Annotated in this window: 14 protein-coding genes; 7 read left to right on the forward strand and 7 right to left on the reverse strand. The window is 68.8% G+C overall.

What is annotated here, in order from left to right; all coding sequences use genetic code 11:
• From ACA097_RS25770 to ACA097_RS25790, 5 genes are all read right to left on the reverse strand, one after another.
• On the reverse strand, positions 1-207 hold the full coding sequence (locus ACA097_RS25770; RefSeq protein ID WP_043252857.1) for a DUF1656 domain-containing protein: 207 nt from the start codon (positions 205-207) through the stop codon (positions 1-3).
• The gene (locus ACA097_RS25775; RefSeq protein ID WP_371366928.1) at positions 197-2,359 is read right to left on the reverse strand and encodes an FUSC family protein; all 2,163 of its coding nucleotides are present in this window, start codon (positions 2,357-2,359) and stop codon (positions 197-199) included. The genes ACA097_RS25770 and ACA097_RS25775 overlap by 11 nt, the downstream gene beginning before the upstream one ends.
• Positions 2,360-2,439: 80 nt before the next feature.
• Positions 2,440-2,838 (reverse strand): OsmC family protein, encoded by a 399-nt coding sequence (locus tag ACA097_RS25780; protein WP_043252855.1) that lies wholly within the window; start codon positions 2,836-2,838, stop codon positions 2,440-2,442.
• Between the two features lie 51 nt (positions 2,839-2,889).
• Positions 2,890-3,513, reverse strand: coding sequence for an isochorismate family cysteine hydrolase YcaC (gene ycaC / locus ACA097_RS25785; protein WP_160287357.1), 624 nt, complete (start codon positions 3,511-3,513; stop codon positions 2,890-2,892).
• Positions 3,514-3,729: 216 nt separating this feature from the next.
• Entirely contained in the window at positions 3,730-5,133 is a 1,404-nt protein-coding gene (locus ACA097_RS25790) for an MATE family efflux transporter (protein WP_371366931.1), read from the reverse strand.
• Between the two features lie 146 nt (positions 5,134-5,279).
• Between ACA097_RS25790 and pdxB the strand changes: the two genes are divergently transcribed.
• Positions 5,280-6,428: a 4-phosphoerythronate dehydrogenase PdxB gene (pdxB, locus tag ACA097_RS25795; RefSeq protein ID WP_371366933.1), complete on the forward strand. Its 1,149-nt coding sequence runs from the start codon at positions 5,280-5,282 to the stop codon at positions 6,426-6,428.
• A 49-nt stretch (positions 6,429-6,477) separates the two neighbouring features.
• Here the strand turns inward: pdxB and ACA097_RS25800 are convergent, their stop codons facing one another.
• Positions 6,478-6,657, reverse strand: coding sequence for a PA1571 family protein (locus ACA097_RS25800; protein WP_160287354.1), 180 nt, complete (start codon positions 6,655-6,657; stop codon positions 6,478-6,480).
• Positions 6,658-6,861: 204 nt separating this feature from the next.
• On the opposite strand from ACA097_RS25800, the gene ACA097_RS25805 reads away from it, so the two are divergent.
• The 4 genes from ACA097_RS25805 (at position 6,862) to ACA097_RS25820 (ending at position 10,927) form a co-directional block, all read left to right on the forward strand.
• The gene (locus tag ACA097_RS25805) at positions 6,862-7,983 is read left to right on the forward strand and encodes an ATP-NAD kinase family protein (RefSeq protein ID WP_371366936.1); all 1,122 of its coding nucleotides are present in this window, start codon (positions 6,862-6,864) and stop codon (positions 7,981-7,983) included.
• A 167-nt stretch (positions 7,984-8,150) separates the two neighbouring features.
• Positions 8,151-9,272, forward strand: coding sequence for a saccharopine dehydrogenase NADP-binding domain-containing protein (locus ACA097_RS25810; protein WP_371366938.1), 1,122 nt, complete (start codon positions 8,151-8,153; stop codon positions 9,270-9,272).
• Positions 9,273-9,387: 115 nt separating this feature from the next.
• Positions 9,388-10,560, forward strand: coding sequence for a 5-demethoxyubiquinol-8 5-hydroxylase UbiM (gene ubiM / locus ACA097_RS25815; protein WP_371366940.1), 1,173 nt, complete (start codon positions 9,388-9,390; stop codon positions 10,558-10,560).
• A gap of 34 nt (positions 10,561-10,594) precedes the next feature.
• Complete coding sequence (locus tag ACA097_RS25820; protein WP_160287350.1) at positions 10,595-10,927, forward strand: DUF2025 family protein; 333 nt, start codon at positions 10,595-10,597, stop codon at positions 10,925-10,927.
• Positions 10,928-10,958: 31 nt separating this feature from the next.
• Here the strand turns inward: ACA097_RS25820 and ACA097_RS25825 are convergent, their stop codons facing one another.
• Entirely contained in the window at positions 10,959-11,717 is a 759-nt protein-coding gene (locus tag ACA097_RS25825; RefSeq protein WP_371366943.1) for an SDR family NAD(P)-dependent oxidoreductase, read from the reverse strand.
• Positions 11,718-11,839: 122 nt separating this feature from the next.
• Between ACA097_RS25825 and ACA097_RS25830 the strand changes: the two genes are divergently transcribed.
• On the forward strand, positions 11,840-12,739 hold the full coding sequence (locus ACA097_RS25830) for a LysR family transcriptional regulator (protein ID WP_371366945.1): 900 nt from the start codon (positions 11,840-11,842) through the stop codon (positions 12,737-12,739).
• Between the two features lie 130 nt (positions 12,740-12,869).
• Entirely contained in the window at positions 12,870-13,370 is a 501-nt protein-coding gene (locus tag ACA097_RS25835) for a VOC family protein (protein ID WP_371366947.1), read from the forward strand.
• Positions 13,371-13,383: the final 13 nt, after the last annotated feature.

Genomic DNA, 13,383 nt, shown 5'->3' on the forward strand with positions numbered 1-13,383 from the left:
TCAGATCAGGCCTCCCATGAACAGGACCACGACCGCGCACAGCAGGGCATAGAGGGCGCCCTCGAACAGCGCCTCGTGCCAGACCAGGCGCATCAGCCCCAGGCGCCGGAGCAGCCAGTCGAGGGCCAGGAACAGCGGTAGCGCGACTATCAGCGCCTGGGCGATGGGCGGCAGGTAGACGCCGCCAACCTCGAAATCAATGGGCATGGACGCTGTCCTCCAGGACATCGCGCGTCGAGGGGGATTCGCCGAGCAGGTCCTGGTAGCGCTCCAGCAGAGCCGCGCCTATCAGCAGGGCCACGGCGCTGGCGAACACCGGGCGCAGCAGGCCGAGGTCGTCGCGGTTGCGTTCGGCGTGCAGGGCATCGAGGCTCTCGCTGAGTGCGTACAGGCGCGGCAGCAGCGGCGCGATTTCCCCCCGAGGCGGCTGCGCCAGCGCGGCGGCCAGCTCGCCCAGCAGGGTCGCCAGGCGCGCGCGGAAGTCGGCGGGCAGGCCCTCGTGGTCGGCGCATTCGGTGTTCAGCTGGTGCAGCACCACGCCGAGGGTCATGCAGGCCAGGCTGCACTCGAAGCGCCGCGCCGAATCTTCGGCGCGCGCCGCCGGCAGCAGGCCGAGCTGGTTGGCCAGGCGGTCGACCATGCGGCTCTCGAAGGTGAAGCGGCCAGCCTCGCTGGCTGGGCTCAGCAGCACCTGGCGTACGTCCGAACGGGTCTGGCGGAACAGCCGGCGGATGCGCCGGTCAGCGTCGAAAGGGAAGAGCCAGGCGTAGCTGAGCAGCGCCAGGAGGGTGGCGAACAGGTAACCGCCGGCGAACTCGAACCACTGGGTCGCGCTGTTGTACCAGAGGCCCTGGTTCTGCGGGCCGACCAGCAGGAAGGTGTTCAGCCCAAGGCCGATGGCGATGCCGGCGGTCTGTGGATTGCCCAGGCCGATGGCGACCACGTAGAGCACCGGCAGCAGGCACAGCGCGAGCATCTCGAAGTCGCCCACTGTCGGCAGCACGCCGAACAGCAGCACGGCGGAGACCAGGCAGGCCAGCAGCACGCCGCGCAGCATGCTCTGGCAGGCCAGCAGTGGTCGCGGAAAGGTTGAGACCAGGGAGCAGAGAATCGCCACCAGGATCATCCCGGCGCGCACACCGTCCCAGGCCATCTCGATCCAGATCAGCCCGGTTGCGAGCAGGGCGACGAAGGCGCGCACGCCGTTCATGGCTGCCAGCGCAAAGTCCAGATGCAGGGCTTGGGCTCGCCCTTGGCGCACAGGGCAACTCGCCGGCCGACCGTCGCGAATGGCTTCGCCCAGTTCGAGCATCTCGTCCAGTTGCTGCAGCAGCCGCGCCTGCTCGTAGCGCAGCGCCCAGGCCAGCGAGCGCAGGGCCGCCGGCAGGCCGTCGACGAGCTGCTCGACCTCGCTGGCGGCGCTGTCGAAGCGCCAGCGCAGGCGGGTCACGCGCTTGCGCGTGGCGGCGGGCAGGGCGTTGCCGTGCTGCGCCAGTTCGCCGAGGCATTCCAGTTCGTCTTCGCGCAGGCGCTGTACCGCCGGCGGCAAGGGGCCGGTCAGGCGCTGCTGGATCAGCGCGCGTTGGCGATGGAGGATGGCCAGGCGCGAGGTCATCAGCACCAGCTGGTTGCTCAGCAGCTGCACCAGGCCATCGACACTGCGCAGGCGCGGCGCGTCGAAGTAGAGGTGCCGGCGCAGGCCTTCGAGGGCGCTGATCTCGCCGAGCAGGCGCATCTGCCGGCGCTGGAAGTCCGCCTCGGCTTCCTCGCCGCGGATGGCTGCTGCGGCGTGCTCTCCGATCAGCCGGAAGAGCAGGTCGACCTTGGCGAAGTAACTGCGCGCGACATCCTCGGGGCGGGCGAAGAACAGGCTGACCAGGGTCACGCAGGCCACGCCCAGCAGGGTTTCGGTGACGCGGGTGATGGCCAGGCTGTAGGTCCCGTCCGGGTCCGGTTGCGCGAGCATGGCGACGATCACCGCGGTGAATCCGCTGAGCACGAAGGCGTGCGAGTCGGTGTAGCGCAGCAGGGTGCCGCCGGCGGTGCACAGGCCCAGCCAGAGCGAAAGGGTCACCAGGAAGGCGAGTGGCGCCTGCGGGAAAAGCGCCATTACCACCACTGCGACGGCGCCGCCGATGGTGGTGCCGATGACTTGCGAGAAACTCTTCTGCAGGGTGATGCCGGCCAGCGGCTGGCTGATGATGACCACCGTCATGGTCGCCCACTTCGGCTGTTCGAGGTCCAGCAGGAACGCCAGGTACAGCGTCAGCAGGCAAGCCAGCACGGTGCGCAGGGCGAACAGCAGGGTGTCGCGCCCGGGGTGCAGGAGGTTATGCCAGTAAAGGAGCAGAGGCGACATTCCGGGCCCTCGGCGGCGGGTGGGGCTCCAGCAAGTCTGGCCGAGGCACGCGGCCCCGGCGGTTTTTTTCGTTCTCGGCTTCAGCCCGCCAGTTGGCTGGCGATGGCGATCTCGCCGCTGAGCACCTTGTGGATCGGGCAGGCGTTGGCGATTTCCAGCAGGCGTTGGCGCTGGCTGTCGTCCAGGGCGCCGAGCAGGCGAATGTCGCGTTCGATGCGCGAATGCCCCGGCTGTTCCTGGGCGAAGCGCAGCTCGACCTCGATGCCCTCCAGGGGCCATTCCTTGCGCCGCGCGTACATCGCCAGGGTCACCGAGGTACAGGCGCCGAGCGAAGACAGCAGCAACTGGTGCGGGCCCGGTCCGCTGTCGCCGCCGCCGACGCTTTCCGGCTCATCGGCGAACCACTGGTGGACGCCGGCGGACAGGGTGACCTGGTAGGGAATGCCGGCGTAGCTGGCATGGACGAGCGCATCGCTCATGTACTTCTCCTTGGGGAAAAGGGAGCCGCGGGGAGCGCGGCTCCCGGGGGCTCACTTGGCGGTGAGGGTACTGTAGGCAGTGATCAGGTTGCGATAGTCGGGGATGTGGTTGGAGAACAGCGCGGCCAGGCCCTCGATGTCGTTGCGCCAGTCGCGGTGCAGCTCGCAGGCCACGCCGAACCAGGTCATCAGCTGCGCGCCGGCGGCTTCCATGCGCCGCCAGGCGGCGTCGCGGGTGACTTCGTTGAAGGTCCCGGAGGCATCGGCGACGACGAACACGTCGAAGCCCTCTTCAAGCGCCGAGAGGGCCGGGAAGGCCACGCAGACCTCGGTGACCACGCCGGCGATGATCAGCTGCTTCTTGCCGGTGGCCTTGACCGCCTTGACGAAGTCCTCGTTGTCCCAGGCGTTGATGTTGCCGGGGCGGGCGATGTAGGGCGCGTCGGGGAACTGCGCTTTCAGCTCCGGCACCAGCGGGCCGTTGGGGCCCGTCTCGAAGCTGGTGGTGAGGATGGTCGGCAGCTTGAAGTACTTGGCCAGGTCGCCCAGGGCCAGCACGTTGTTCTTGAACTTGTCCGGGTCGATGTCGCGCACCAGCGACAGCAGGCCGGCCTGGTGATCGACCATCAGCACGGCGGCCTGGGTCTTGTCGAGACGAACGTAGGGCTTGGTCATGGCGTTTTCCTCTATCGATGGCAGTCGCCCGGCTGCTTGCGGGCGACCGTGGGGGAGTGCAGACAGAGGACCAGACTAGACAACGACCGGCGAACCACACGGGACTTGCTCGGCCATTTGTCCGAATAGCGGGGTTGGCGTGCGAGTGGGATCAGCGGCAGGCCGTTGCGGCCTGCCGTGATGAGAGGTGATTCACGTGGGGTGAGCGGAGGGGACTCAGGCGCCGTTCTTCAGCTGGGTCAGGCGGATGTGCCGGCGCGCGCTGCGCGTCAGGCGCACGCCGAGCATCAGGGCCGCGCAGGTCAGGCCTACGATCAGCCCCTGCCACAGGCCGCGTGGGCCGGTGGGTTCCTGGAACCAGTGGGCCAGCCCCAGGCTGTAGCCCACCGGCAGGCCGATGCCCCAGTAGGCGAACAGGGTGATGAGCATGGTCGCGCGGGTGTCCTGGTAGCCGCGCAGCGCGCCGGCGGCGGTGACCTGCAGGCCGTCGGAGAACTGGAAAAGGGCGGAGAACACCAGCAGCGAGGCAGCCAGCGCCAGCACTTCGGGGTCGCGGGTGTAGAGCGCGGCAATGTGTTCGCGCAGGAGCAGCATGGCGCTGGCGGAGATGCACGCCCAGGCCAGCGCCGCGGCCATGCCGGTGCCGGCGGAGAAGCGCGCATCGCGTGGGCGGCTGGCGCCCAGGGCCTGGCCGACGCGCACGGTCACTGCCATCGCCAGGGCATAGGGGATCATGAACACGAGGGCGCTGAAGTTCAGGGCGATCTGGTGCCCGGCCACGACTTTCTCGCCCAGTTCGCCGATCAGCAAGGCGATCACCGAGAAGATGCTCGACTCGGCAAACACCGCGATGCCGATGGGCAGGCCGACGCCGACCAGCGCACCCATCACGCGGCGGTCCGGCAGCTCCCAATGGCTGAACAGCGCGCTGGGCTTGTACACGCGGGCGATGTTCACCCAGCACAGCATGCCCAGCAGCATGAACCACATCACCGAGGCGGTGGCCCAGCCGCAGCCGGGGCCGCCGAGTGCCGGGAAACCGAGGTGGCCGTAGATCAGCACGTAGTTCACCGGGATGTTCAGCAGCAGCCCGCAGATGCCCAGCACCATGCTCGGCCGCGTGCGCCCGAGGCCGTCGCTGAAGCAGCGCAGCACGTGGTACAGCGCCACCGCCGGCAGGCCGCAGGCGATACCGCGCAGGTAGAAGCGGCTGGGTTCGATCAGCGCTTCCTCGACCTTCATCGCGCGCAGCACCGGCTCGGCGAGGAACCAGAGCACGGCCGCCGCCAGCGGACCGACCAGCAGGGCGAGCCACAGCGCCTGGCGCACCAGCGGGCCTGTGCCGGGCTGGTCGCCGGCGCCGAAGCGCTGGGCGACCTTGGCGGTGGTCGCCAGCAGGGTGCCGGTCATCAGCAGGAACACCGGAATCCAGATCGAGTTGCCCAGCGCCACGGCTGCCAGGTCGCGCGGACCTACGCGGCCGGCCATCACCGCATCGACGAAGCCCATGGCGGTGGTCGCCAGCTGCGCGATCATGATCGGCCCGGCCAGGGTCAGCAGTTCCTTGAGCTCGGTGGCGATGCGCTGTTTGCGCGACACGGCCGGGGCGATGGCGTTCATGGCCTTCCTTGAAGAGCAGGGCAGAGGGGAAAAGCCGGCCAGTCTATAGCCTGACGAGGCGGTCAGGAAAGCTCCGGCGAGGTGCCTCGCGACCACCGGGCGCGGGGCTGGTAAAGTGGCGGGATCACTTCGCGGAGTCTTCCACCATGCGCATCCTCGCCGATGAAAACATTCCACTGGTCGACGCCTTCTTCGGCGCCCACGGCGAGATTCGCCGCCTGCCCGGCCGGCGCATCGACCGCGCGGCGCTGGGCGATGCCGAGATCCTGCTGGTGCGCTCGGTGACCCAGGTCGACCGCGCGCTGCTCGAAGGCAGCTCGGTGCGCTTCGTAGGCACCTGCACCATCGGCACCGACCACCTCGACCTGGACTACTTCGCCGAGGCCGGCATCGCCTGGTCCAGCGCCCCCGGCTGCAATGCGCGCGGCGTGGTCGACTGGGTACTGGGCAGCCTGCTGGTGCTGGCCGAGGCGCATGGCGCCGAGTTGGCCAAGCGCCGCTACGGCGTGGTCGGCGCCGGCCAGGTTGGCGGCCGTCTGGTGGACGTGCTGCGTGGATTGGGCTGGGATGTGCGCGTCTGCGATCCGCCGCGGCAGGCCGCCGAGGGCGGCGACTTCGTCAGCCTGGAAGAGATCATCCGCGAGTGTGACGTCATCAGCCTGCACACGCCGCTCACCAGCATGGGGGCGCACCTCACCCGCCACATGCTCGACGCCGGGCGCCTTGCCCACCTGCGCCCGGGCACCTGGCTGATCAACGCCAGCCGCGGCGCGGTGGTGGACAACCTGGCCCTGCGCCAACGCCTGGAGAGCGGCGCCGACCTCGACGTGGCGCTGGACGTCTGGGAAGGCGAACCGCAGGTCGACCCGGAACTCGCCCAGCTCTGCCGCATCGCCACGCCGCACATCGCCGGCTACAGCCTGGACGGCAAGCTGCGCGGCACCGAGCAGATCTACCAGGCCTTCTGCGCCTGGCGCGGGGCGGCAGTCGAGGTGCAACTGGAAGACCTGCTGCCGTCGCAATGGCTGGCCGAGCTGAGCCTGGCCGAGGACTGCTCGCCGGAGTGGGCGCTGGCCTTGCTGTGCCGCGCCGTGTACGACCCGCGCAGCGACGATGCCGCCTTCCGCCGCAGCCTGGTGGGCAGCGCCGAGGCGCGTCGCGAGAACTTCGACATCTTGCGCAAGCACTATCCGCCGCGTCGCGAAATCACCGGACTGTGGGTCGACGTGCAGGGCGACGCGCCGCAGCTGGAACGGCTGGTCCAGGCGCTGGGCGCCAATCGCGTAGAGGACTGAGGGAAGCGGGGAAGGGCGCGGCCTTCTGCTCGAAGGCCGCGCAAGAGGCTCAGCGCGGACGACGTTGCACGCAACTGTTCTCCAACTCGCGGCAGGCGCGCTGGATCATGTCTTCGGTGATGGGAATTTCCCGACCCTGGGCGTCGATGATCGAACCGCCTACCGGCTGTTGCGGCGGACGCGGTTGGTCAGGGCGTTGGGCGCTGTCACGGGGGTGTTGGATGCTCATGGCCAGTCTCCTCATCGAAAGCTGCTGCAGTCTAGGCAGAACCAGGTTAAATCCCGGTGACAGCGAACCTTGCGCTCGCCAGGCCGGGTCAACGCATCACGTGCCCGGCAGCTTGCCTGCCCGGCGTGGAGGATGCCGATCGATCTTTGTTATGAGCGGGCCAGGACCGGGCCAGACATGTGGGGCAATCCCTTGAGAGGCAGTATGGACGGTTTTCGCCTGGGTCTGATCATCAATCCGCTGGCCGGTCTGGGCGGCGGCGTGGCACTCAAAGGCAGCGACGGTGTGGCCGATCAGGCTCTGGCTCTGGGTGCCATGCCGCGCGCGGCCGAGCGCACCCGAGTGGCATTGCAGGTGCTGCTGCCGCTGCGCGAGCGCCTGGAATTCCTCAGCTTCCCGGGGCCGATGGGCGGCGATCTGCTGGCCGAAATGGGCTTTCGCCATCAACTGATCGGCGAGCTCGCCGGCGATATCACCAGCGCCGAGGATACCCGCCGCGCCGTGACCCTCCTGCAGGACGCCGGCGTCGCGCTGATCCTCTTCGCCGGCGGCGACGGGACCGCACGTGACGTGGCGGCGGTAGCCCGGGAGGGGCAGCCGGTGCTCGGCATCCCGGCGGGGGTGAAGATCCACTCCGGGGTCTACGGCGTCAGCCCGCGCGCTGCCGGAGAACTGGTGCGACGACTCGCCGAAGGCGGCCTCGTGCGCCTGACCCAGGGTGAAGTGCGCGACCTCGACGAAGCCGCCCTGCGCGAAGGGCGTGTGGCGGCGCGCTGGTACGCCGAACTGAGCGTGCCGCAGGAGGGCCACTTCCTGCAGCACGTGAAGCAGGCCGGCATGGAGACCGAGGAACTGGTGCTGGTCGATATCGCCGACTGGCTGCGCGACAGCTGGGAGGACGACGTGCGCTACGTCTTCGGTCCCGGCTCGACAATGCATGGCCTCGCTCGCGAGCTGGGCCTGGAGACCACGCTGCTGGGCGTGGACGTGATCGAGAACGGCGAGGTGATCGCCCGGGATGTCACCGAACAGCAGCTGTTCGAGCTGGTCGACGATTACCCTGCGCATCTGCTGGTCACGGTGATCGGCGGCCAGGGCCACATCCTTGGCCGCGGCAACCAGCAGATCAGCCCGCGCGTGGTGCGCGCAATCGGCCTCGAGCGCTTGCGCGTGGTCGCCACCAAACGCAAGCTCGGCACCCTCGAAGGGCGGCCGCTGCTGGTCGACAGCGGCGACGAGACGCTGGACGAGAGCTTCCCCGCGGTGATCCGCGTCTGGGCCGGTTACAAGGAAGAACTGCTCTATCCGCTGGCGTCATCCCACTAGAGCGCCGACACCGAACGCGCGACAGGCGGCAATTCACGCAGGACTCCTCTAGACTGCCGGCTCTCGTCGAACCGCCCGCTGCCTGCATGGCAGTGGGGCGGTTTCTTTCCCGAGAGGCGCGTTGCCGCATGGCGGCAGGTGTCGCGGTGTTTCATCAAGGAGGAAGAATGACGGCAACATCCCCTGGCCTGCGGGTGCTCGTGCTCGGCGGCTACGGCAATTTCGGCACCCTGATCGCGCGACGGCTGAGCAGCATTGCCGGTATTCGCGTGCTGGTCGGCGGCCGCGACCAGAAGCGCGCCAGCGCCCTGGCCGATGAAATCGGCGGCGAAGCCGTGTGCCTGGACATGAACCAGCCGACCCTGGCCAGCCGCTTGCGCGAGCTGCGGGTCGACCTGCTGATCTCCACCGCCGGGCCCTTCCAGGGCCAGGACTACCGCGTTGCCCGCGCCGCCATTCAAGCCGGCGCGCATTACGCCGATCTGGCCGATGCGCGTGAATTCGTCTGCGGGATCACCGAACTCGACCGCGCGGCGCGCAGCGCCGGCGTGCTGGTCTGCGCCGGCGCCAGTTCGGTTCCGGCGTTGAGTGCGGCGGTAATCGACGAGTTGCTACCGCGCTTCGCCCGGCTCGACAGCATCGAGCACGGCATCAGCTCCTCGGCGAAGATTCCCGGCCTCGCCACCCTGGAAGCGGTGCTCGGCTATTGCGGCAAGCCGATGGACCAGTATCGCGACGGGCGCTGGCAGTCGGTGCATGGCTGGCAGGGGCTGAGCCGCCATCGTTTCCCCACGCCGCTGGGCACGCGCTGGCTCGCGCACTGCGACGTACCCGACCTGGCTTTGTTCCCGGCGCGCTATCCGAGCGTGCGCCAGGTGAGCTTCTCCGCCGGCCTTGGCCTGCGCATCACGCACTTCGGCACCTGGGCGTTGGCCTGGCTGGTGCGCATGGGCTTGCTGCGCAATGTGGCCAGCCTGAGCGAGGGCCTGCATCGCCTTGCACGCGTAATGGAGCCGCTGGGCGATGGCCACAGCGGCATGTACGTGACATTGCGCGGGGAGGGTACCGATGGCCGCCCGCTGGCGCTGTGCTGGGAGCTGCAGGCCAGCGACGACCAGGGCCCGAACATTCCTTCCATGGCCGCCGTGGCTCTGGCGCGCAAGCTGGCGGGTGGAAACCTGGCGGCACGCGGCGCGCAGGCCTGTGTCGGGCTGCTCAGCCTGGACGAGTACCTGGCGGAGCTGGAAGGACTGCCCATCCGCCACGGTGTGCGCGAGCTGGATGCCTGAGCCTGCGCGCACGCGTCGCAGGGCCGGGTGCTACCGGATACTGATCCACGGCAAGGAACGCTGCGATCCGCCCTCCTAGACTCCCCGGCTTTCCGCCCTCGAAAGGAGTCGCCCCATGCATGTGGACATCGCCATCATCGGCGCCGGCCCGGCCGGCCTGTGCCTGGCCCGCGCACTGTCCGGCCAGGGCTTGTCGATCCTGCTGGTCGAGCGCCAGGCGCTCAACGCGCTGGCGGAGCCCGCCGAAGATGGTCGCGAGATCGCCCTGACCCACGCCTCGCGCGCCGAGCTGGAGCGCCTCGGCCTGTGGACGCGCTTTGCCGCCGAAGACGTCTCGCCGCTGCGTGACGCCCAGGTGCTCAACGGCAGCTCGCCGTTCGCCTTGCGCATCGACGCCGCGCTGGCCGGCGCCGGGCAGCTCGGCTACCTGGTGCCGAACCAGGCGATCCGCCGCGCCGCCTTTGCTGTGGTGAGCGAATGCGCCGACATCGGCCTGCGCGACCAGCGTTCACTGCAAAGCGTGGAGATCGGCGCGGAGTCCGCCCGGCTGGAGCTATCCGATGGCGAGGTGGTGCATGCCCGCCTGTTGGTGGCCGCCGACAGCCGCTTCTCCGAGACCCGCCGTCTGCTCGGGATAGGGGCGCGCATGGAGGACTTCGGCAAGACCATGCTGGTCTGCCGCATGGCCCACGAGCAGCCCCACCGGCAGGTGGCCTGGGAATGGTTCGGCTATGGCCAGACCCTGGCGCTGCTGCCGCTCAATGGCGATTGCTCGTCGGTGGTGCTGACCCTGCCGCAGCGGGAAATGGCGGTCATGCAAGCGCTCGACGAGGAAGCCTTCGCCCGCGACATCGAACGCCGCTTCGCCTATCGCCTCGGCGGCATGCGCCTGCTCGGCGAGCGGCATTGCTATCCGTTGGTGGGGGTGTATTCCGATCGCTTCGGCGGCCCGCGCAGCGTATTGATCGGCGACGCCGCGGTGGGCATGCACCCGGTCACCGCCCACGGCTTCAACTTCGGCCTGCAGAGCGCGCGGCGCCTGGCCACCGAAGTGCTTGACGCCCACAGGAAGGGGCAAGACATAGGCGCGCAAGCGCCACTGCTGAAGTACGCCCTGCGCCATCGCCTGGCGACCTGGCCGCTGTACCAGGCCACCAGCCTGATCGCCGGGCTCTACAACGACCGCCGGCCGCCGGCGCGCCTGCTGCGCAATGCCGGCCTGCGCCTGGCCCAGGGCCTGCCGCCGCTGCGCCAGGCCATCGCCCGGCACCTCACCCAGCACGCCTGACCGAACACCATCCGCCAGAACAGGGAAGGACAGCATGAGCCTGACATCCAGCGACATCTGCGCCGCCGCCGAACGCCTCAAGGGCTTCGTCGGCTACAACCGCAAGACCGGCAAGTACCTGGTGCGCTTCAGCGAGGACTCCTTCGGCCTCGACGTGGCCGAGGACAGCATCACACCAGCCTGCGAGTTCGTCTGGGCCGCGCACAACGACACCTTCATGGTGCTCAGCCGCGAATGCCTGCAGATACTCCAGGCGCAGAACATCAACGAGCGCCTGGCGCTGGGCGACGAGCTGCTGACCTACCTGCGCCGCACCGACCTGCCGGAAATCCGCGCCCAGCGCAGCCTCAAGCAAGCCAACGGGTAAAGCGCCCCGCCGTGGCCGACGGGGTGTCGCTTCAGAGGAACATGCCGCCCGAGGCTTCGACCCGCTGGCCGTTGATCCAGCGGCTGTTGTCGGCGAGCAGGGCGACGATGGCGCCGCCGATGTCGTCCGGCAGGCCGACCCGGCCCAGGGCGGTGTTGCTGGCGATCTGCCGGTTGACCTCGGCGTTGTCGCGCACCAGGCCGCCGCCGAAGTCGGTCTCGATGGCGCCGGGCGCCAGGATGTTCACCGAGATGCCGCGCGCACCCAGCTCCTTGGCCTGGTACCTGGTGAGGACTTCCATCGCACCCTTCATGGCCGCGTAGGCGGCGTAGCCGGGCAGGGCGAAGCGCGTCAGGCCGGTGGAGACGTTGAGGATGCGCCCGCCGTCGGCGATCAGCGGCAGCAGCTTCTGGGTCAGGAAGAACGGGCCCTTGAGCTGGATGTTCAGCAACTGGTCGAACTGTTCCTCGGTGGTTTCGGCAAAGGCCGCGTGGATGCCGATGCCGGCGTTGTTCACCAGGTAGTCGATGTGCGTACTGTCGAAGCGGTCTTCCAGCTCGGCGCCGACGCGGTGAACGAAGTCGGCGAAGCTGGCGCTGTCGGCCACGTCCAGCGGCAACATCAGCGCGCGCACGCCGAGTTTCTCGATTTCCGCGGCGACCGCCTGGGCCTCGTCGGCCTGGCTGCGGTAGGTGCCGATGATGTCGACGCCAGCGGCCGCTAGGTGCAGGGCGGCGTTCTTGCCGAGGCCGCGGCTGGCGCCGGTGATGAGTGCGATCTTGCGGGTCATGGCTGAGCTCCTGTGGGGTGGGGACTGACGACAAGGTTATTGTCCGAGCTAATGCAGATAAATGCGGCAAAATCGGAAATACTGGTCGTTACGAGCGAACAATCGACGGCCGGAACCGCCCCATGATCAAGCCCGAATTGCTGCGTACCTTCATTCGCGTCACCGAGCTGTCCAGTTTCACCCAGGCCGGAGAGCAACTGGGCTTGCCGCGCTCGACGGTCTCCGAGCAGGTCCAGGCGCTCGAGGAATTGCTCGGCACGCGCCTGCTGCAGCGCACCACGCGGCGGGTCCATGCGACCCAGGATGGCCTGGTGTTCTACGAGCGTAGCAAGGAGCTGCTGGCGCAGATGGACGAGCTGCAGGGCCTGTTCCGCCAGGACAGCGCGGTGCTCGCCGGGCGCCTGCGGGTGGACCTGCCGACCATTCTCGCGCGCAAGGTGGTGATGCCGCGCCTGGGGGAATTCACCGCGCGTTATCCGGGCATCGAGCTGGAAGTGAGCAGCACCGACCGCCGCGTCGACCTGGTGCGCGAAGGCTTCGATTGCGTGCTGCGGGTCGGCGGCGGCCTCGACGCCTCGTTGGTGGCTCGGCGCCTGGGCGGTTTCGCCCAGATCAACCTGGCCAGCCCGGCGTACCTGCGCGAGTTCGGCATGCCGCACAGCCTGGACGATCTCGCTGGCCACCGGCTGGTGCATTACGTGCCGGTGCTCGGCATGCGGCCGATGGGCTTCGAGTACGAGCAGGACGGGCAGACCCGCTACCAGCCGATGGCCGGCAGCGTGACGGTGAACAATGCCGAGGCCTACGAAGGCGCGTGCCTCGGCGGCCTGGGCATCATCCAGGCGCCGCGCCACGGCACTCTCGACTACCTGGCCGAAGGACGGCTGGTGGAAGTCCTGCCCGAGTACCGCCCGGCGCCGCTGGACATACATCTGCTATACGCGCACCGCCGTCCGCCGCCGCGGGTGCAAGCCTTCATGCAGTGGCTGCAGGAACGCGTGGAGGAAGCAGCCCGTGTCTGAGGCGGCGGCAGCGCCGCCCGGCGTCGACTGATAGGCGGTGCGGCCGGGCTTCTAGACTTGTCGATTTCGCCGTGCGCAGAACGACCAGTCGAGAGGGCGCCTGCAGCGCCCGCGAGCGAGGAGAGCCGCCATGTCCCGAATTCAACGCATCACCCCCTGCCTGTGGTTCGACGACCAGGCCGAGCAGGCCGTCGCCTTCTACGCCGCGATCTTTCCCAACTCCCGCGTGCTTGCCGTCAGCCGTTATGGCGAGGCCGGGCGCGAGTTCCATGGCAAGCCGCCGGGCACGGTGATGACTGTCGCCTTCGAGCTGGACGGCCTGGCCTTCACGGCGCTCAATGGCGGGCCGATGTTCCAGTTCAGCGAGGCGCTTTCGTTGCAGGTGAACTGCGACAGCCAGGCCGAGATCGACCACTACTGGGAACGGCTGTCCGCCGGCGGCCCGGTCGAGGCGCAGCAATGCGGCTGGCTGAAGGACCGCTACGGGGTGTCCTGGCAGATAGTCCCGAGCGTGCTCGGCGAGCTGGTCAGCAACCCCGACGTAGCGCGCGGCCAGCGCACCATGCAGGCGTTGTTGCAGATGAAGAAGCTCGACCTCGCCACGTTGCTGAAGGCTCACGCCGGCACCTGAGGGTGCCGGTTCG

The organism is Pseudomonas sp. QL9, from assembly GCF_041409665.1.
Lineage (GTDB): Bacteria > Pseudomonadota > Gammaproteobacteria > Pseudomonadales > Pseudomonadaceae > Pseudomonas > Pseudomonas knackmussii.